Origin of the sequence: Lampropedia hyalina DSM 16112 (assembly GCF_900129055.1) — a bacterium.
In the GTDB taxonomy this organism is placed as follows: domain Bacteria; phylum Pseudomonadota; class Gammaproteobacteria; order Burkholderiales; family Burkholderiaceae_C; genus Lampropedia; species Lampropedia hyalina.
Genome location: NZ_FQUZ01000028.1, coordinates 1 through 19,243, shown reverse-complemented (window position 1 = coordinate 19,243; position 19,243 = coordinate 1). Strand labels below are relative to the sequence as shown.

Here is a 19,243-nt window from a genome sequence, read left to right as displayed (position 1 = left end):
ACATGGCACAGATAGAAGGATTTCGCGTTCGTAATTACCGGGCGCTGCGCGACATTACCCTGGGAAAGCTCTCGGCAGATCAGCGGGCTGAGCCGCTGACTCCATTCACAGCAGTAATTGGCAAGAACGGGGTTGGCAAGAGTACCCTGTTTGATGCTTTTGGATTCGTAGCCGATTGCTTAAATACTGACGTAGAAACCGCTTGCGATGCCAAACTGCGCGGCGGCTTTGATCGCATGCGCTCATTGGGTGTGAATGAACCTATTCAGTTCGACATTTACTATCGTGACGCACCGGGCGAGCGTCCCATCACTTATGAATTGGCCATCAACCTGGATGCCAGCGGTAGACCTTTCGTTGAGTCGGAAGTGCTCAAGCAACGGCGCAAGGGTCAAAAACATGGCCGTCCTTTTCCATTTTTGCGACTGCATCATGGCGCTGGCAAGGTTTGGGCCGGAGAAGAGGCACTTGAAGTTGAAAGCAGCGAAGAAGACAACTTGCAGGAAAGTGTGGAGTTGACCGATCCACGTCAACTTGGCATTGCTACGCTGGGCACGCTCAAAGAACATCCACGCATCAAGCGTTTTCGTGATTTTTTGAAGGGCTGGTATCTATCCTACTTTCACCCCGATGCAGCCCGCAGCATCCAACCCGCAGGAGCGCAAAGACACCTCAACATCCACGGAGACAACATTGGCAATGTGGTGCAGTACCTGGAGCGTGAACACAAGGCTCGCTTCCAAAGCATTCTTGATCGCATCGCTGGCAAAATTCCCGGCGTGATCAGCATCGACACCAAAGTCACCGACGACAAGCGTGTGTTGCTCCGATTCAATGATGGAGCCTTTGCTGATCCGTTCTATGCCTCACAGATGTCCGATGGGACGCTGAAGATATTTGCTTATCTATTGTTGATGGAGGATCCCGATCCGCCGCCATTTATTTGTATCGAAGAGCCTGAAAATGGCTTGTACCACCGGTTGTTGGATGCGCTCGCTATGGAATTGCGCAGCCACGCTACTGGAAAAAAGAACGCGCCGCAGGTTTTCGTTACCACGCACCAACCGTATTTCGTGGATGCCTTGGCGGCAAATGAAGTCTGGATTCTGGAGAAGGGTAGCGACGGTTTCTCGACCATTCGCCGCGCTTCTGATATTGAGCTGGTACGCAATCTTGTCGCGGAGGGTCTTCCGCTTGGCGGGCTGTGGTACAGCGACTATCTGGATGCGAGGTAAGCATGCACATCGAGATACTCGTAGAGGACAGTTCCGGAACGAAATTGATCGACTCGCTTATGCCGCAAATAATTGGGCCGCAAGGAGAGCCGCACACTTGGCGCTTTCATACATACAAAGGCATAGGCCATATTCCCAAAAACCTTGATGCAAGAGCTGACCCTGCCAAACGGGCGTTGCTCAACCAGCTGCCTCGCGTGCTTGCAGGACATGGGCGCACACCTGGTACGGGTGCCGTAGTGGTAGTGCTGGACAACGATAACCGGGATTGCAAGGTGTTTTTGGAGGAATTGAAGGCAATTTTGGCGCGTTGCAATCCCGCACCAAGAACACTGTTTCGTCTGGCCATTGAAGAAATGGAAGCGTGGCTTTTGGGTGACAGATCAGCTTTGTTGGCGGCATATCCCAAAGCGAAAAAGGATACGTTGAACCGCTATGTGCAAGACAGCATATGCGGCACATGGGAATTGCTGGCCGATGCCATTTACCCTGGTGGCTCAGCAGCAATACGCAAGGCAGGCTGGCCGCTTCCGGGTCAAGTCAAGCATGAATGGGCAGAGAGGATCACGCCGCACATGAATGTCGAACACAATGCTTCGCACAGTTTTGGCAAGTTTCGTGATGGGCTGCGCCAGTTGGTAGTCGCGGAGGGGTAACGCATGGAATTCCGCATCGCTGACACCTTCACCACCAGCCTGGCGCGCCTGACGGGCGACGAGCAGAAGGCCGCCAAGACCACCGCGTTCGACTTGCAAGTTGACCCGACTGGCAACGGCATGAGCCTCCACAAGCTCGACAGAGCCAAAGACCCGAACTTCTGGTCGGTGCGTGTCAGCCGTGACATTCGTCTGATCGTCCACAAGACCGCTGGCAGTCTGCTGCTCTGCTATGTCGATCACCACGACAAGGCCTATCAGTGGGCCGAGCGGCGCAAGCTGGAAGTGCACCCGACCACCGGCGCAGCGCAGCTTGTCGAGGTCCGCGAGCGTGTCGAGGAGATCCTCGTTCCGAAGTATGTCGAGGACAGCAGACCGGCGACGCAACAGAAGCCGAAACTGTTCGCAAAATATGCCGACGCCCAACTGCTGGCCTATGGCGTGCCGCAGGATTGGCTGGCCGACGTGAAGGCTGCCGATGAGGATTCGCTGCTGGAATTGGCCGGCCACCTACCCGGCGAGGCGGCCGAAGCCTTGCTCGAACTGGCGACCGGCGGCACGCCGGCGTTGCCGGAAGTGGCAGCCAAGGGGGCGGACCCATTCCAGCATCCGGACGCGCAACGCCGTTTCCGCGTCATGTCCGATATGGACGAACTGGCCCGCGCCCTGGAATACCCGTGGGACAAGTGGACGGTGTTCCTCCATCCGGCGCAGCGTCAGTTGGTCGAGCGTCATTACAACGGCGCGGCACGTGTGTCTGGCTCGGCGGGCACGGGCAAGACCGTGGTTGCCTTGCACCGGGCTGTGCATCTGGCGCACCAGGACGAAGATGCGCGCGTTCTGCTTTCCACGTTTTCGGACACGTTGGCCAACGCCTTACGCGGCAATCTGTATCGGCTGATCTGGAACACGCCCAAGCTCGGCGAACGTATCGACGTGGCCGCCATGGATGCTCTTGGCATCCGCTTGTATGCGGCGGAATTCGGCAAATCGGTATTCGCTAGCCGTGATGAAATTTCCACGCTGCTGAAGGCTGCGGCCACGCAGGTAGAAGGCCTGAAAGCCAACGCCGCGTTTGTGCTGTCCGAATGGGAAGACGTGGTAGACACTTGGCAAGTGGAAAGCTGGGAGGCTTACCGCGACGCCAAGCGGCTGGGCCGCAAGACGCGCCTGCCGGAGGCACAGCGCGCCTTGTATTGGCAGGTGTTCGCCAAGGTGAAGGAGCAATTGAAGCAGGCCGGCAAGATCACTGCGGCCGAGATGTTCGCCAAGCTAGCGGAGGCCATGCCCAAGCGCAAGCATCCGGTATTCGATTACATCGTGGTGGATGAGGCGCAGGACATCGGCGTGCAGCAATTGCGCTTCCTTGCGGCGATCGCCGGCAACCGCGCCAATGCCCTGTTCTTTGCCGGCGATCTTGGCCAGCGCATCTTCCAGACTCCGTTCTCGTGGAAATCTCTTGGTGTGGATGTGCGTGGTCGTTCGCGTACGCTCAATATCAATTACCGTACCTCGCACCAGATTCGCTCGCAGGCCGACCGGCTTCTCGGCCCCGAGGTCTCCGATGTGGACGGAAATGTCGAAAGCCGCAAGGGCACGATTTCTGTATTCAACGGGCCGGAGCCGACCATTTGCAGCTACGCCGATGCCGAGGCGGAAAGCCGGGCCGTCGGCGTATGGTTGCAGCAATGCAGTGCCAGCGGTGTGCTGCCGCAGGAAATCGGCGTCTTCGTTCGATCTGATAGCGAACGGCCACGCGCGCAGGCGGCAGTCAAGGCCGCAGGCTTGCAGGGGCGTGTGCTCGGTAAGGACATGGCAACGGAAGAGGGCTTCGTTAGTATCACCACCATGCACTTGGCCAAGGGCATGGAATTCCGCGTGGTTGCGGTAATGGCCTGCGATGATGAAATCATCCCTTCACAGGTGCGCATCGACACTGCTGCTGACGAGGCCGAGCTGACTGAAATCTACAACACCGAACGCCAGTTGCTGTACGTGGCTTGCACCCGTGCCCGCGACCAATTGCATGTTTCAGCAGTGAAACCTGAGTCGGAATTTCTGGAGGACTTACTGCAGAAGTAGCTCCACGCGTCTTGGATGCGCCAGGTGGTGACAGCGTGCCTTGACTGTGTCGCCCCAGTCGCTTGTGTAGCGTGCGGCTTAGCTTCCCAGATAGACCGCCGTCACCTTCATCCGCTCGTGCCCGAGTTCATGACTGATCTGCTGCCGGACGTGTCGGTCGGCCAGGCGCTGTGATAGGTCGAGTTGAGCCGTGCCAAGCCCACCTGCTGCCGGTGACTTCCACCCCGTCAATGTTTCATATCGTATCTGTGCATACCGATGCCGCAGTCCATGCATATTGCTCAAGCCCGCCGCCTTGCACTGCCCATCGTAGACATGCCGTTGCTGGATGAAGGTCTTGTTTGCCGGGATCAATGACCCTGTGCCTGCCAGGTGGTGTGCTGCCTGGAGCGCGTCGCGTTGCTCTGTCGTGGTGATGGGCACCGTTCGCTCTCGGCCGCCCTTCGTCCACGATCCCTTGAGGGCGATGTGGTCACCCCGATCCGCATAGCTGGGCTGGAACTTGATCGCTTCCTCCCGACGCAATCCGAAGGCGGCCTGTAACTGAAGGCTCATGCGCACGTGGACATCGGTGATCTGCTCAAGACTTGTACCCAATTCACGGGCCTTGCTGATGTTGGTCACGTAGCGGCGTTCGGCCACGCCAAGCTGCGTGTTGTCCGCCGGCAGGATGCCAGCCTTGCCTATCTTCTCGGCCCACCAGCGCAGGTGAGAGAGCCGATTCTTGAGGGTGCCAGACGACAGGCCTTCACCCTGCCAGCGTTCCAGCAGCGCCTGGACGTGCTTGCCCTTGAGCGACGAGGCCTTCATCTGCCGGAAACCGGCCTCGCGCAGTTGCCGCGCGACCAGGGACAGGGAACGCATCCGGTCGGCCTGTGTGTTGTAGCTGCCGTCACGGTTGCGCTGGCAGAGCTGCCGCAGGGTGTAGGTCAAGTCGTCCATCTTCCGGTCTCCCTGCAAAGTGCCGTACTGCGTTGTCCTGAAACTCAATGGTTAGTGTTTGTGCCAACTCGCCAAGGCGAGATCCCGTGAGGGCAAGGGCATGGTGTTCAGGAGACACCAGAGCCTCGAATGAGGCATTCGTCTTGCTCCCTGCTGGAAGCCCGGACGGAGGTACTACAAGACGAAAGTGATGCGAACGTGGACGAGTCCTCCTATGAAGTGAGTGGGATGAGAAATGCAGCGGGAGCCCTGTGCATTGCACAGGGGCAATTGCCGCAAAGGACAGTGCGCCAGGCGGCGCGGTAGGGATGAGTTCAAACAGACGAAGAAGGCTCCGCCCTGGGTAGGGCCGGTATGCGATCGGAGCCTGGGCATACCTGGGGTGGCTCCACCCTGTCGGGCCAGCGCTTGCAGGAGCCTGCGCTGTTGGGGGTGCCGATGTACGAAGCCCATCGGTCTTGGCAACTGCCCGGTCAGTGTAGGGCGGCCATCATCATGTCTGCCGCACGCAATAGGATTCCGCATTCGCCCGCATTGTTGCTGGCGCAGGCGGGGTCGTCACTGCGGCGTGCAGTGACGACCCGTTTCGCGGCAGCATTTGCTACGCAGGATGCGGCTGCCATCCCCTGGCCTGCATTGCCTGTGCCGCGATGTCCCCAGCGTTCGTCGAGGCGTTCAGCATCTTGCGGATGTTGGCGATGTGCGCCAGGGCAGTTTCACGCGATGCCGGTGGCGCAGGCGGTTCTGGGCGGTGTTCGGTGCGTGGCACACCAGCAGGCCGATTTTCGGCAGGTCGTGGGGTGGCAGACGCCTCCTTGCGTCCGGCCCACAGACGGAACTCGCCCGCAAAAACGAGCTTCACCAAGGCGAAGAAGTAGGCCACGACATTGCGCACGGTGCCGCTCTGGCTGCGTGCCTGCAGCTCGTCGAGTACTTCCTGGCGATGCTGCGGCGGCAGCCGCCGCAAGGCGGCCTGCACGTCCTTTTTCTGATCTGCCTGGGCATGGTTCAGGCAAGGCGGCAAGTTCACCGACTGCGATGCCGGATCGCCTTCGCGCGCACGGTACGTACGTTCTTTTCTATACATATACGTCTTATACGTACTGCTCTGCTCAGCCGTCATGTGGCGAGCGTGCCTGGTCTGTTGCGGAACAAGCGTGCTGCCAGCGGAATCGCCAGACAATGGCAGTGGGTCGGCTGCCTCGCTTGCCGGCGACGGCGGCATCGGGGGCAAATCATCGTCATCGCGCAATTGATCGTGGGCCGCAATGGGAGCAGCTTCCGGTGCTTGTGCCAGCGTTGCCTGAATGTGGACGGCCACCCGATCCACCTGGTTGTTTTCGTGGCCGATGGAGGCTTGTAGAAGCGCTGGCAGGCTGGCATCGAGCGCACTGGCCTGCGGGAAGTCCAGGGCGCTTTCGTGAATCTGATAAAGCTCGCTGAGCACATGGCCGGTGAGGGGATCGCTTTGCTGGCCCACCAGACTGATCCACCCCGTCAGCCGAAGCACGACGAGAACGCGCCGGGCCGTCTCGTACCCGGCCCTTTGCCCCAGCGGGGTGGACGTGAGATAGCGACGCAACTGCCCCAGGTTTGCCAGCGGGCTGATGCTTTCCGCAGAGCGCAGCATGCGCAGAACCTGCCAACCATTGCGCTCCAGCGGCGTGAGGCGAGCATCGAGCATGAGCGAGGCCGGTGTGGTGAACAGGGCGTCTTGCCCCAGCGGATTGTGGCGGGTGTGATGGTCTGCCATGAGAGTTCTCCAAGGTCTGGGCCACAGCGGCCCGTTCCCCTGCATCTCATCGCGTACCGTTCCATGCGTCAGCCAACAATGCGGTCTGCGCCGTAACCGTTTTATCCGGCAGGCACAGCCCTGGCACCGGCATCCAGACTGATTTATCATCCTAATACCCCTATGGGGGTACAACTGGGGGTACTTCCAGCGATTCCCGCAAAGGCCGCGACCCGATTTCCCAGCGAAACCTAGCATTCACAGGCCTTTGCCGACCGATCAATGTTTAAACGTGTGATCAACGTCTGAAGGACGCTTTGGCCCTTTTCACTCCAGAGCCGTCATTCCCGCGAAGGCGGGAATCCAGGTGGCGCAGCCGTTGCTGTATAGGCGGTTGCTGCCATTGGATGCGGCATAACTGGATTCCGGGTCAAGCCCGGAATGACAGAAATCTTCACCCGATTGCCCTGCCCTGTCGCCCCTCTGTCTTCTCATTTGCGCTTGACCGTGCGCACACCCGGTACCTGGGCGACGGTGGCCAATACTTTTTGCAGGCGCAATGAGTCGTGGATTTCCACGGTGAAGGTCATGGAGGCCACGCCCCGGTGGGAGCGGGTCTGCACGCCGATGACGTTGGTGCGCTCGCGCGTGAATACGTCGGATATGTCGCGCAGCAACCCCTGGCGGTCGCTGGCTTCGATCATCACATCTGCCGGATACACCGCCATCTGCCCATTGGGCTGGCTGCTGGATGGCCCCCATTCCACTTCAATGATGCGCTCGGGGGTTTTTTGCTGCATTTGCTGGAAGTTGCTGCAATCACTGCGGTGAATGGCCACGCCTTTGCCCCGGGTGATGAAGCCGCCGATGGCATCGGGTGGGGCCGGACGGCAGCAACGCGCCAGATGCGTCATCAGCGAGTCCATGCCCACCACCAGAATCTTGCCGCCCGAATCTTTGCGGGGCTTGCGGATCAGCACGGCTTCGTCGTCGTTGCTTTCTTCCGGCTCTGGTGGCGGACGCAACAGGGCTTCGAGGTTGCGCAGGGAGAATTCATCCTTGCCCACCACCTCGAAAAAGGCATCGGTGGATTTGAAGCCCAGTTGCGCAGCAATGTCTTCGAGCTTGATGGCGGTCTTGCCTTCGCGCTGGAGCACTTTCTCGACAATGTCGCGGCCCTTGGCAATCGTGGCGTTCAGCTCCTGGGCGTTGAACCAGGCACGCACCTTGCTGCGGGCGCGGTGGCTGATGAGGTAGCCCTGCTCCTTGTTGAGCCAGTCGCGCGAGGGCGCGCCTTCCTTGGCGGCAATGATCTCGACGGTCTGGCCGTTTTGCAGCACGGTGTTGAGCGGCACCATCGCGCCATCGACTTTCGCGCCCCGGCAGCGATGCCCCAGATTGGTGTGCACGGAGTAGGCAAAATCCAGCGGTGTGCCGCCCTTGGGCAGTTCGATGATGGAGGCATTGGGCGTGAGCACGTAGATGCGGTCGTCGAACAGGACAAGTTCGCGCATGTCGCCATTGCCGGCGAATTCGCGCTCCCAGGCCAGCAACTGGCGCAGCACGGCAATCTTGGTGTCGTATTCGCCGCTGGCCGACACGCCTGCATAGCCCTTGGTGCCCGCCTCTTTGTAGGCCCAGTGGGCGGCCACGCCGTTTTCGGCATGGTCGTGCATGGCCTGGGTGCGGATTTGTATTTCGATGGCACGGCCGCTGCTGTCGCGCACGACGGTGTGCAGCGACTGGTAGCCGTTGGGCTTGGGCTTGGCGATGTAGTCGTCGAACTCGTCGGCAATCGGTGGGAAATGCTCGTGTACCCAACTGAGCGCGGTGTAGCAGGCATCGACATCGGCCACGATGATGCGCATGGCACGCAGATCGAACAATTGCTCGAAGCGCAGCGATTTGCCGCGCATTTTCTTGATGATGCTGTAGATGTGCTTGGGACGGCCCTGCACCTTGGCCTCGATGCCCAGATGGTGCAGCTCCAGTTCCACATGGGCGCAGGCCTGTTTCATGTACAGCTCGCGCTCGCGGCGTTTTTCGTCGAGCAGGCGGGCAATTTCGCGGTAGGTCTGTGGCTCCAGGAAGCGGAACGACAGGTCTTCGATTTCCCACTTGAGTTGCCAGATGCCCAGCCGGTTGGCCAGCGGCGCGAACACATACAGGCTTTCCTCGGCCAGACCTGCGTCCATGTCCACCTTGGCGGCGGCATGGTAGCGCAGGGTTTGCAGGCGCGAGGCCAAGCGGATCATGACCACGCGCAGATCGCGCGAGAAGGCCAGGAGCATCTTGCGCACGGTCTCGGTGTGCGCGGCCTTGGCATCGCCCTCTTTCATGGCACCGGAGCCTTCGCGCGCCTGCCCCTGCACGCGCATCAGCTTGGTGGTTTCCACGGCCAGCGCGGCATAGGTGTCGCCAAAACGCTTGGCGATTGCCTCATACGGGTTGTTGAGGTGGAAGGAGGCGTAGATCAGGTAGTTGGCCGCCTGCATGGCATGCGAGCCGCCAATGTCATGCAGGATTCGTGCCACGGCATCGGCATGATCGAGCGTGTTCTCGCCACTGTTGAGCGTTTCCGATGCAATCAGTGGCAGCGCGAAGGCGCGCGCACGCGCCAGCATGTCCTGCTGGTGCGGTTGCAATGGGGTGGTGGCATCCAGCAGTACGGCGGTGGTGTTCCACGCCGCATCGGGATTGAGCACAGCAGTTCCGCCTGCCCCATCGCCAGAGCGATCTGTGGCCTGAAGGTCTGCCATAAAGCGGTTCATTTCCATATCCTTGTTGTAGGGAAGGTGCGCCTGCATGGCCGTCACCTCCCGGTCTCCTGTCGTCCATTCATGCCGACTCTGGCGGTGGCGATCCATCCTGTTGCAAGAAATCCATCACCACGTCGCGTTGTGCCGCATCCACGAGTGTCGGGGCATGGCCCACGCCCTCGAATTCGGCCAGTCGCGCCCTGGGGCCACGCTGCTGCATGGCCTGCGCCGTGGCAGCCGAGAGCAGGTCGGACTCCTGCCCCCGCAGCAGCAAGGTTCGTGCCGTGATGGCATCGTAGATTTGCCAGAGCAGTTCCTGGCCGGCAGTCAGCACCTGTGGCCCCATGTTCTGCACCAGACTGGCCACCTCGGGGTCGTAATGCAAGGTGAACTGGCCGTTTTCAAGGGGGCGCAGTTGTGATTGCGACAGCGTCAGCCATTGGGCACGGCTGTGGGGGCCGAATCCGGCGGCTATGGTGCGCAGATAGTCGGCACCTTCGTCCACTGTATCGAATCGTGGCATTTTGCCCAGATAGTCGTTGATGCGCTGCAAAGCTTCAGCTTCCAGCGCGGGGCCAATGTCGTTGAGCACCAGGGAGTGAATCGGCACAGGCGGCGTGGGCAGGGCAGAATAACCCATGCCGATCAGCCCCCCCATGCTGGAGCCGATCCAGTCCAGCCGTTGAATCGGGGCACCAGCCTGCTGCGCCTGACTGGCAAGGAATTGCAGCAACTGCACCATGTCGCCCACATAGAACGGAACCTGGTACTGGTTGGCATCGGCCAGCCAGTCGCTGCGCCCCCGCCCTGCCACGTCCGGGCACACCACCCGCACCCGGCCCGGCAAGGCCCGCAGAATGTGCCGCGCCAGTTCATCGAAATCGCGCCCGGTGCGCGTGAGGCCATGCACACACAGCACCAGATGCTGCGCAGGCTGGGCGGTGTCACCGCTTTGCCAGTCCCAATACGCCACGCGGTGGGTCTGTGCATTGGCCGGGCCGTGAGGACTTTCCTTGCTGGCCCCTGCACAGGGCATGAATTGAAGTGTGGGTTCTTGCTGCTCCGTATTATTTGTCATGAAGAATGTTTCCCTTGGGTCAATAATATGTCTTGCGCTCTGCCGTCGGACATCATGACAGCTTCGTGGCATATTAACGCATTACATCTGCATACATTAAGGAGATTCTCGCTATGTTGAAAGGTAAAACCGCCCTGGTCACTGGCTCCACCAGCGGCATCGGTCTGGGCATTGCCCAGGTGCTGGCATCGCAAGGTGCCCATGTCGTGCTCAATGGCTTTGGCGATGTCGATGGCCCCCGCGCCCAAGTCGAGGCCGCCGGTGCTGCACACGACATCCGCACCGGCTACCACGGCGCAGACCTGAGCAAGGTGGCCGAAATCGAAGACCTGATCGCCTACAGCAGCCGGGAGTTCGGCCAGATCGATATTCTGGTGAACAACGCAGGCATTCAGCACACTTCCCCGGTCGAAACCTTCCCGCTGGATCGCTGGGATGCCATCATCGCCATCAACCTCAGCAGCGTATTCCACACCTCGCGTCTGGTGCTGCCTGCCATGCGCCAGGCCAACTGGGGGCGCATCATCAATATCGCATCGGTGCATGGCCTGGTCGGCTCCGCTGAAAAATCGGCCTATGTGGCCGCCAAGCATGGCGTGGTCGGCTTCACCAAGGTGGCCGCCCTGGAGACCGCCACCACTGGCGTGACCGTCAATGCCATCTGCCCCGGCTGGGTACTCACCCCGCTGGTGCAAAAGCAGATCGATGCACTGGCCGCCCAGCAAGGCGTGAGCGTGGAGCAGGCACAGGCGCAATTGCTGGGGGCCAAGGAGCCATCCAAGCAGTTCACCACTCCCGAAGAACTGGGGGAACTGGCTGCATTCCTCTGCTCATCCGCTGGCAACAACATCCGGGGCGTGGCCTGGAACATGGACGGCGGCTGGACGGCACAGTAACACCGCCACCGCCCCGACATCCATCAGTCATCATCCCCTGACGGATGCTGCACCACGCGGTGTGCCACATCCGTCGAGAAGCCGCGCGAGAGCAGAAAGCGCATTTGTCTGGCGCGGCGTTTGGCACGTTCGGCGGGCGTTTCGGCATCATCCGATTCGCTGACTGGCGACCCGAATTTACCTTGCCAAACCTGCCGGGCACGCTCCAGTTCCGTCTCTTGCAGCGGGGTCAGTGCCTCCTGCACAGCTTCCCGGTCCATGCCCTTGGCCAGCAAGGTCTGCCGCAAGCGTGCCTGCCCCCAGCGCGGCGACTTCTGGCGCAACACCGATGCGGCGGCACGCGCATCGCTCAACAGCCCGCGCTGCTCCAGCCGCTCCAGCACCGCATCGACTTCAGCCTCCTTGGCATCCGACTCCTCGCCTGCCGCATCGACTGCGCCTGCCACAGGCAAGGACAGCAGCTTGCGGCGCAGTTCCTCGCGCCCGTATTCACGACGCGCGAGGTATTGCAAGGCCATGCCCATCAGCGAAAGCGGGGACCGGCCAGAGCGGGAAGGCCCATTCACCATCAGTCCTCCACCACACCATCTTCATCGACACCAGGCGGCAGAGCTGCGAGGTTGGCCGCCACCACTCCCAGATTGGCCCGCACCTTGTTCTCGATTTCTCGTGCCATGTCGGGGTTTTCACGCAGAAACTCCCTGGCATTGTCCCGCCCCTGGCCAATTTTTTCCCCGCTGTACGAGTACCAGGCTCCGGCTTTCTCCACAATATGGGCCGCCACGCCCATATCGATAATTTCACCTTCGCGGGAGATGCCCTTGCCGAACATGATGTCGAACTGCGCTGTCTTGAAGGGCGGTGAAACCTTGTTCTTCACGACCTTGACCTTGGTTTCGTTGCCGGTAATTTCATCGCCCTTCTTGATGGAGCCGGTGCGGCGAATGTCCAGCCGCACCGACGCATAGAACTTCAGCGCGTTGCCGCCCGTGGTGGTTTCAGGGCTGCCAAACATCACCCCGATCTTCATGCGAATCTGGTTGATGAAAATCACTGTGCAATTGGTCTTCTTGATCGTGGCCGTGAGCTTGCGCAGTGCCTGGCTCATCAGACGCGCTTGCAGACCGGGCAACTGGTCGCCCATATCACCCTCGATTTCCGCCTTGGGGGTCAGGGCCGCGACCGAGTCGATCACCACCAAGTCCACCGCGCCGGAACGCACCAGACTGTCCACCACTTCCAGAGCCTGTTCCCCGGTATCCGGCTGGGAAATCAGCAACTCCTTCACATTGACCCCCAGCTTCTGGGCGTACTGCACGTCCAGCGCGTGTTCGGCATCAACGAAGGCACACACGCCATCGAGCTTCTGCATCTCGGCAATCACATGCAAAGTCAGCGAAGTCTTGCCGGAAGACTCCGGCCCGTAAATCTCGATGACACGACCGCGTGGCAAGCCCCCCACTCCAAGGGCCACATCCAGCCCGAGGGAGCCAGTGGAAACCACCTGAATATCCTGCGTCATATCGTCTTCGCCCAGACGCATGATGGTTCCCTTGCCAAACTGCTTTTCAATCTGCGCGAGGGCAGCCTGCAAGGCCTTGGCCTTTTCATTGCTCAGGTTCTGGTTGGCGGTGGCATTCATACGGCATCCTCTGAATAAAAAACGGTTGCAAAATGGTCACCGCCGGTCTGGTATTCGCTCGCTGTCCGACAGTGTCTGGGATGCAGTGTAGCGGCACATAGATTGAAAATATATGATTTTTTAGTCAGTTTAGCTGACCAAATATTCCGCGTTATGATGCGATTTTGCAGTCCATTCGCCACTCTCATGCACACCCTGGAATCACACATCCATCCCGGCATTACCGAAGAAGCCATCACCGCCAGCGGAGTCACCCCACCGGAAGATGCCTGGCGACAAACCCATCTGGGACGCTTGCTGGGTCATGCCACCCGCCGTTTCGATGAGCGGGTGTTGTATCTGATGGCACACGATGCTGAAGTGCCTTTGGCACTGTCCAATCTGGCGGCACGCAACAAGGTCAGCGCGGCACACATTCACATCACGCGCCATTTGTCGCTGCGGGGCGACCGCCTCACGGCACTGGCACACCGGGCCGGCATGAGCAAGCAGGCCATGATGACACTGGTTCGACAGTGCCAAGCCTGGGGGCTGGTGCAGCGCGCACCCGACCCCGTCGATGGACGCGCCAGTGTGGTGTACTTCACGGAAACAGGCCTGCTGTGGCTGGCAGCCTTCCAGCGTTCCGTCACCCAGGCAGAAACGGAATTCACCCAGGCAGTGGGCAAGGATGTGGCCACGGTGGTGGCTTTGGGGCTGGAAGCTTATGCAGGAGGATGTTGATGCGATTTTGCGGCTCACCCACCCCACAAAAAAAGCGATCCGAAGATCGCTTTTTGAAGTTTTGGCGGAGCGGACGGGACTCGAACCCGCGACCCCCGGCGTGACAGGCCGGTATTCTAACCAACTGAACTACCGCTCCTGGTAGCGACTGAATTTGCCTTTGGCAAACCCAGCGTTTTTGGCGACCCTACGGGGATTCGAACCCCGGTACCCACCGTGAAAGGGTGGTGTCCTAGGCCTCTAGACGATAGGGTCAAAACCTAGAAACTGGCTGTAAACCTTGGTGGAGGTAAGCGGGATCGAACCGCTGACCTCTTGCATGCCATGCAAGCGCTCTCCCAGCTGAGCTATACCCCCGTTTGGTTTACTTGGGCTTTGCATCGTTTTTGTTTCTGTGTTTCGTTCGTTGCAAGCCTTGCATTGTATATCAGTTTTTCCCTGTTTGGCAACTCATGACAATCTTTTTGTCACTTTTTCTTTACCAAGCAGAAAAAGAACTGCATCCACCGATGGCGTCTGTGCCACGCCCACGGTCAAAACCCGTGTCGGCATGGCCAAGTGCGGCATTTTAAGGGCATTCTTGGCCAATGTGGCCTTGATGGCCTGCCCAATGGCTTCCTGGCTCCATTCTCCCGCTGCCAGCAGGGCCGCAAACTCCTGCAAGACAGGGCGAATCGCCGGGGTGACATGCTTGGCAAAGTCGTCGGGATTCAGCTGCACTTCGCTGGCATAGAAAACAACCGCCCAATCGGCCAAGGCTTCCAGGGTGTCGCAACGGTCCTTGAACAAGGCCACGATCTGCGGCAGGCGGCCATCGGCCAGTGCATCTGCCGTAAAGCCACGTTGCTGCAAACGCAAGGCAATATCGGCTGCCAGCACGGCATCGTCGCTTGCCTTGATGTGCTGGGCATTGACCCAGCGCAGTTTGGCCTCGTCAAACTGGGCGGCACTGCGCCCCAGATGCTCCAGATCAAACCATTGCAGGAATTGCTCACGGCTGAATATCTCGTCGTCGCCGTGACTCCAGCCCAAGCGCGCCAGATAGTTAATCATGGCATCGGGCAGGAAGCCTTCATCGCGGTATTGCGTCACCGGCTTGGCTCCGTGGCGTTTGCTGAGTTTTTCGCCCTGCTCGTTCAGCACAGTGGGCAGGTGCGCGTACACCGGCGGTTCCTTGCCCAAGGCACGAAAGATATTGATCTGGCGTGGTGTGTTGTTTACATGGTCATCGCCCCGGATCACATGGGTAATGTCCATGTCGATGTCGTCCACCACCACGCAGAAATTGTAGGTGGGGGTGCCATCGGGGCGGGCAATCACCAGATCGTCGAGTTCTGCATTGCTGATTTCGATGCGGCCTTTCACCTTGTCGTGCCAGGTGACTGTGCCATCCTGGGGATTGCGAAAACGCCAGACCGGCTGTACGCCTTCGGGAACCGGCGGCAGGGTTTTGCCGGATTCAGGTCGCCAGGTTCCATCGTAACGGGGCTTTTGCTTGGCGGCCATTTGCCGTTCGCGCAGGGCATCCAACGCTTCCACGCTCATGTAGCAGGGATAGATGGCTCCCTGCTCACGCAACTGCTGCAACACTTCTTTGTAGCGATCCATGCGCTGCATCTGGTAGAACGGGCCTTCGTCGGGGGTCATGCCCAGCCAGCTCATCGATTCCAGGATGACATCCACGGCCGCCTGGGTGGAGCGTTCCACGTCCGTATCCTCGATACGCAGAATGAAATCGCCGCCACTGGCGCGTGCAAATGCCCACGGGTACAAGGCTGAACGGATATTGCCCAGGTGGATGAAACCGGTGGGCGATGGTGCAAAGCGAGTACGCACCCGCACGTCAGGCGAAGAAGAAACAGACATCGAAATGACTTTCAAGAATGGGAAAAATGGTTGGCAGGCAGCTGCATCAAAATGAGGCCTAGCCCTGTGAGGCCGCCGAATGAACGATTTTCGCACCGACAGCCCCGAGCACTGCGCCAGTCGCCTTGTCGATGTAATACGCACTGCGGTTGAAGAAGCTGCGCACCGTACCGTGGGACAACGCCACAACGATGAATACATCCCAAACCAGCACGACTGTGGTCATCCAGACCCCCAGGGCCAGTTTGAAACCCATATCCACCCCATCATGGAGTACCAGCGAAAAAAGACTGAGATAAAACAACAGATTCTTCGGGTTCAGAATCCCCGAGGCAAAGCCGACAAGAAACTCCCGCCAGAAGCTGGGGCCAACAGCAAGCCCGTGGGCATTTGGGTCGGCGGCAGGCTGATGTTCCAGAAAGCGGTAATCCGACTTTCTGGCCCGCAAAGCCATCACTCCCAGATAGAGAAGAAACAGGCCACCCGCCATTTTCAAGCCCCACATCCATGCAGTGGAACGGCTCAAAATGGCTCCCACTCCCACCAGACACAAGGCAATGTACAGCGCATTGGCCATCGCAATGCCAGCGGCCACCCCTACGGCAACCCCTGCCCGATTCTTGACGGCACTCTTGACCACTAGCAAGAAATCAGGGCCAGGACTCAACAGCGCGAGAAAATGCGCCAGGGCCACCGTCACAAATATCGTGGTTTGATCCATCGGCTCGACCTGTCAGCCATGCAGCGCAGACAGTCCTCGCTGCAAATCATTCTGAATGTCTTCGGGGTATTCCAGCCCCACCGATACACGCACCAGCCCCTGTCCAACACCCGCCGCCTGCCGCTGCTCTTCGGTCAGACGACCGTGGGAAGTGCTGGCAGGGTGCGAAATAGTGGTTTTGGTGTCCCCCAGATTGGTAGTCTTGCTGATGACCTGACATTGATTAATGACTTGGAATGCATGGGCACGTCTGGCTTCGGGTGTATCTCCCCGTACATCAAAGGACAGTACCGCTCCCCCCAGGCCCGACTGCTGCTGCAAGGCCAGTGCATGCTGCGGGTGGCTGGCCAACCCCGGATAGTACACATGCGCCACCTGCGGCTGCTGTTCCAGCCACTGCGCCAATGCCAGGGCATGGCTGCTTTGCGCCTGCATGCGGATGAACAGGGTTTCCATGCCCTTGAGCACCACCCAGGCATTGAACGGCGACAGATTGAAGCCCGCACTGCGAATGAAGGCACCCAGCTTTTCTTCCACCAGTACGCGCGAACCACACACCGCGCCCGCCAACACACGCCCTTGGCCTTCCAGGAATTTGGTGCCGGAGTACACAACCAGATCGGCCCCCCAGTGACTGGGTCGCTGCAAGGCAGGCGTGACAAACGAGTTGTCCACGGCCAGCCAAGCCTGGGCATTGTGTGCCAGATCCGCCAATGCCGCGATGTCGCACACATCGGTCAATGGATTGGTAGGGGTTTCGGCAAAAAGCAACCGGGTCGTTCCGGGACGGATGGCTGTTTTCCACGCCTGAATATCCGTCTGGGACACAAAGGTGGTTTCCACTCCAAAGCGCGCCAGCTCCGATCCCAGCAATTTGATGGTGGAGCCGAACATGGAGCGCGATGCAACCACATGGTCACCCGCCTTGAGCAAACCAAACACCAGCAAGGAAATGGCCGCCATGCCCGTAGCCGTGCCAATCGCTGCCTCGGTTCCTTCCAGGCCGGCAAGGCGTTGCTCAAAGCTGGTCACCGTAGGATTGGAGGTACGGGTATAGGTGTAACCCGCTTCTTCGTTGGCAAAACGGCGGGCAGCCGACTCTGCATCAGACTGCACATAGCTGCTGGTAAGGTACAGTGCCTCGGAATGCTCACCATACTGACTGCGTGCAATGGCCTGGCGCACGGCCAATGTCTGGGCATGCAGGCCGGGGGGAAGTGTGGATTCGTCGGTCACGACAGGGACTTTCTTGTCAAGGCGATGGGGTAGTTGGAAGGCATGCAATGGCATGGCCCACTCTGCCGCACCATGCTGGAATACCAGTTTTCTGGTGTGAAACAAAACAAGGGCTATTTTAGAACCAGTGTTCAATCTGTGCCGGAAGACACACAGGCCAACTGTCGTGCATAACGCTGCAACTGACTCACCAGATCATCCTGCTGTTCCAGCCGCTCACGACAGTCATGCACCACCGCCTGCCAAGCCTGCCGCTGTGCAGGAACATCCCAGACATCCCTCCACACCCCATCGAATGTCTGTTGGCCTCCCTCCGTATTCCAGGCATGGAACACACGACGAATCGCAGAAGGAGCATTCATCCAGTCCAGAAAGGCATCCAGTTTGGCATGGTGAGCCTGATCGTGCTGGGGATAAATATGCCAGACAAACGGCTTTCCCGCCCACAACGCGCGCACCAATGAATCCTCACCACGCACCACATTCAGGTCTGAAGACCACAACACAGCATCAAAAGCCACTTGCGGCACGAAAGGCAGGAGCAAAGCCGTGCAACATCCCCGACGGACCGTACGAACAGAGGCAGCTTCATCCGCTTGAAGCAATAAGGTTTCGGCCTGACCATACAGTCGTTGCCAAACCTTCTCGAATGCACGCTGCGAACGCCCAGCAGCCACCAGCAATACCGTCTCCTGCGAGCCATTCACCAGATGTTCCAGCCATTGCTGCAAAGCCATGGCCTCGTAACTGAACAGAGACAACCACTGTGCCTGGTGGGATAAATCTTGCGAAAGACCTGCCCTTCCCAACAACTCACTGCGCCATTTTTTCTCATCCCAGATTTTCTGCCTGGCCAGCAAATTTTGCTCTCGCAACAAACCACCCGTTTTTGGCGTAAAACCCGGATAAAAGAAATGCTTGCACCACCTGCTCGCCACACCGCTCATGACAGGCGATGGCAAACCATGCATCCGCTCGACATACAACTCGGCACTCAGATACTCCAGGTTCAGCCACACAGGCTGCACAATCGTCGATTGTGTGCATTGCTCCCGCAAATCATGCAAATATGGCTGGGGAATTTCACACCCAAACGCCTCAATCAGCACATCCGGCAAAGGCATCGGGCATTTCAGGGCATCGTCCCAGCTTCCCACCTGCAAAGAATCGGCATCATTTGAATCGACCATCCAGGACAGGATGGAAACATCGTTCATCCACAGGCGAACGGCTTCACCGCGCTGTGTCAAATCCTGTGCCAACCGCCAACACACGCCTGCATCACCGTAGTTATCGATGACTTCGCAAAAAATATCCCATTGCACATTGCATCCCCCAAAGCAAAACCCCCTGAGCTGGAGCGCAGGGGGTTTTTGAATAGAAGCCTGACGATGACCTACTTTCACACGGGAGACCGCACTATCATTGGCGCGAGACTGTTTCACTGTCCTGTTCGGGATGGGAAGGAGTGGTTCCAGACTGCTATGGTCATCAGGCTAAAAACGTTGGCTTGCAGCGGCTGTGCTGCGAGCCGTAAATCATAGAGTCGAATTGTATTTGATTGCGTTGGCAATGTATTGAGTTTGCATTGCGAATGTATTGATGTGTCATCAAAGTTATAGGGTCAAGCCTCACGGGCAATTAGTACTGGTTAGCTCAATGCATTGCTGCACTT

At 59.0% G+C, this 19,243-nt stretch carries 15 protein-coding genes, 3 tRNA genes and 1 rRNA gene; 5 read left to right on the top strand and 14 right to left on the bottom strand.

Going from position 1 to position 19,243, the window contains the following annotated elements:
- The first annotated feature begins 2 nt into the window (after positions 1-2).
- The 3 genes from BUE21_RS11025 to BUE21_RS11015 are packed head-to-tail and all read left to right on the top strand — an operon-like array spanning position 3 to position 3,973.
- Positions 3-1,235: an AAA family ATPase gene (locus BUE21_RS11025; RefSeq protein ID WP_073356722.1), complete on the top strand. Its 1,233-nt coding sequence runs from the start codon at positions 3-5 to the stop codon at positions 1,233-1,235.
- Positions 1,236-1,237: 2 nt separating this feature from the next.
- Entirely contained in the window at positions 1,238-1,891 is a 654-nt protein-coding gene (locus BUE21_RS11020; protein WP_073356721.1) for a DUF4276 family protein, read from the top strand.
- Positions 1,892-1,894: 3 nt separating this feature from the next.
- Complete coding sequence (locus tag BUE21_RS11015) at positions 1,895-3,973, top strand: UvrD-helicase domain-containing protein (protein ID WP_073356720.1); 2,079 nt, start codon at positions 1,895-1,897, stop codon at positions 3,971-3,973.
- Between the two features lie 78 nt (positions 3,974-4,051).
- Here BUE21_RS11015 and BUE21_RS11010 read toward each other — a convergent pair whose 3' ends face one another.
- The 4 genes from BUE21_RS11010 to BUE21_RS10995 form a co-directional block, all read right to left on the bottom strand.
- Complete coding sequence (locus BUE21_RS11010; RefSeq protein ID WP_073356735.1) at positions 4,052-4,915, bottom strand: phage integrase N-terminal domain-containing protein; 864 nt, start codon at positions 4,913-4,915, stop codon at positions 4,052-4,054.
- Positions 4,916-5,516: 601 nt separating this feature from the next.
- Entirely contained in the window at positions 5,517-6,668 is a 1,152-nt protein-coding gene (locus tag BUE21_RS11005; protein ID WP_073356719.1) for an STY4528 family pathogenicity island replication protein, read from the bottom strand.
- Between the two features lie 470 nt (positions 6,669-7,138).
- Positions 7,139-9,406 (bottom strand): RelA/SpoT family protein, encoded by a 2,268-nt coding sequence (locus BUE21_RS11000; protein ID WP_084523207.1) that lies wholly within the window; start codon positions 9,404-9,406, stop codon positions 7,139-7,141.
- A gap of 79 nt (positions 9,407-9,485) precedes the next feature.
- The gene (locus tag BUE21_RS10995) at positions 9,486-10,484 is read right to left on the bottom strand and encodes an alpha/beta fold hydrolase (protein ID WP_073356718.1); all 999 of its coding nucleotides are present in this window, start codon (positions 10,482-10,484) and stop codon (positions 9,486-9,488) included.
- 113 nt (positions 10,485-10,597) lie between these two features.
- On the opposite strand from BUE21_RS10995, the gene BUE21_RS10990 reads away from it, so the two are divergent.
- The gene (locus tag BUE21_RS10990) at positions 10,598-11,380 is read left to right on the top strand and encodes a 3-hydroxybutyrate dehydrogenase (RefSeq protein WP_073356717.1); all 783 of its coding nucleotides are present in this window, start codon (positions 10,598-10,600) and stop codon (positions 11,378-11,380) included.
- A gap of 23 nt (positions 11,381-11,403) precedes the next feature.
- Here the strand turns inward: BUE21_RS10990 and BUE21_RS10985 are convergent, their stop codons facing one another.
- The gene (locus tag BUE21_RS10985; protein WP_234971134.1) at positions 11,404-11,946 is read right to left on the bottom strand and encodes a regulatory protein RecX; all 543 of its coding nucleotides are present in this window, start codon (positions 11,944-11,946) and stop codon (positions 11,404-11,406) included.
- Between the two features lie 2 nt (positions 11,947-11,948).
- Positions 11,949-13,022 carry a recombinase RecA gene (recA, locus tag BUE21_RS10980; RefSeq protein WP_073356715.1) on the bottom strand — a complete coding sequence of 358 codons (1,074 nt, stop codon included), beginning with the start codon at positions 13,020-13,022 and terminating at the stop codon, positions 11,949-11,951.
- 186 nt (positions 13,023-13,208) lie between these two features.
- On the opposite strand from recA, the gene BUE21_RS10975 reads away from it, so the two are divergent.
- On the top strand, positions 13,209-13,745 hold the full coding sequence (locus tag BUE21_RS10975; RefSeq protein WP_073356714.1) for a MarR family winged helix-turn-helix transcriptional regulator: 537 nt from the start codon (positions 13,209-13,211) through the stop codon (positions 13,743-13,745).
- Between the two features lie 62 nt (positions 13,746-13,807).
- Here BUE21_RS10975 and BUE21_RS10970 read toward each other — a convergent pair.
- From BUE21_RS10970 to rrf, 8 genes are all read right to left on the bottom strand, one after another.
- Positions 13,808-13,884, bottom strand: a tRNA-Asp gene (locus BUE21_RS10970).
- Between the two features lie 40 nt (positions 13,885-13,924).
- Positions 13,925-14,000 (bottom strand) — tRNA-Glu (locus BUE21_RS10965).
- Between the two features lie 26 nt (positions 14,001-14,026).
- A tRNA-Ala gene (locus tag BUE21_RS10960) sits at positions 14,027-14,102 on the bottom strand.
- A 93-nt stretch (positions 14,103-14,195) separates the two neighbouring features.
- Positions 14,196-15,611 (bottom strand): glutamate--tRNA ligase, encoded by a 1,416-nt coding sequence (gene gltX, locus BUE21_RS10955; RefSeq protein ID WP_073356713.1) that lies wholly within the window; start codon positions 15,609-15,611, stop codon positions 14,196-14,198.
- A gap of 58 nt (positions 15,612-15,669) precedes the next feature.
- Positions 15,670-16,305: a LysE family translocator gene (locus BUE21_RS10950; protein ID WP_234971133.1), complete on the bottom strand. Its 636-nt coding sequence runs from the start codon at positions 16,303-16,305 to the stop codon at positions 15,670-15,672.
- A 39-nt stretch (positions 16,306-16,344) separates the two neighbouring features.
- Entirely contained in the window at positions 16,345-17,568 is a 1,224-nt protein-coding gene (locus BUE21_RS10945; RefSeq protein ID WP_073356711.1) for an O-succinylhomoserine sulfhydrylase, read from the bottom strand.
- Positions 17,569-17,699: 131 nt separating this feature from the next.
- Positions 17,700-18,893, bottom strand: a complete 1,194-nt coding sequence (earP, locus tag BUE21_RS10940; protein ID WP_084523202.1) for an elongation factor P maturation arginine rhamnosyltransferase EarP — start codon at positions 18,891-18,893, stop codon at positions 17,700-17,702.
- A 58-nt stretch (positions 18,894-18,951) separates the two neighbouring features.
- Positions 18,952-19,064, bottom strand: a 5S ribosomal RNA gene (gene rrf, locus BUE21_RS10935).
- Positions 19,065-19,243 lie beyond the last annotated feature (179 nt).

Bases quoted from the DNA above. Each gene is read 5' to 3' on its own strand.
- BUE21_RS11025 (WP_073356722.1), top strand. From the start codon at position 3: ATGGCACAGATAGAAGGATTTCGCGTTCGTAATTACCGGGCGCTGCGC.
- BUE21_RS11020 (WP_073356721.1), top strand. From the start codon at position 1,238: ATGCACATCGAGATACTCGTAGAGGACAGTTCCGGAACGAAATTGATC.
- BUE21_RS11015 (WP_073356720.1), top strand. From the start codon at position 1,895: ATGGAATTCCGCATCGCTGACACCTTCACCACCAGCCTGGCGCGCCTG.
- BUE21_RS11010 (WP_073356735.1), bottom strand. From the start codon at position 4,915: ATGGACGACTTGACCTACACCCTGCGGCAGCTCTGCCAGCGCAACCGT.
- BUE21_RS11005 (WP_073356719.1), bottom strand. From the start codon at position 6,668: ATGGCAGACCATCACACCCGCCACAATCCGCTGGGGCAAGACGCCCTG.
- BUE21_RS11000 (WP_084523207.1), bottom strand. From the start codon at position 9,406: ATGGCAGACCTTCAGGCCACAGATCGCTCTGGCGATGGGGCAGGCGGA.
- BUE21_RS10995 (WP_073356718.1), bottom strand. From the start codon at position 10,484: ATGACAAATAATACGGAGCAGCAAGAACCCACACTTCAATTCATGCCC.
- BUE21_RS10990 (WP_073356717.1), top strand. From the start codon at position 10,598: ATGTTGAAAGGTAAAACCGCCCTGGTCACTGGCTCCACCAGCGGCATC.
- recA (WP_073356715.1), bottom strand. From the start codon at position 13,022: ATGAATGCCACCGCCAACCAGAACCTGAGCAATGAAAAGGCCAAGGCC.
- BUE21_RS10975 (WP_073356714.1), top strand. From the start codon at position 13,209: ATGCACACCCTGGAATCACACATCCATCCCGGCATTACCGAAGAAGCC.
- gltX (WP_073356713.1), bottom strand. From the start codon at position 15,611: ATGTCTGTTTCTTCTTCGCCTGACGTGCGGGTGCGTACTCGCTTTGCA.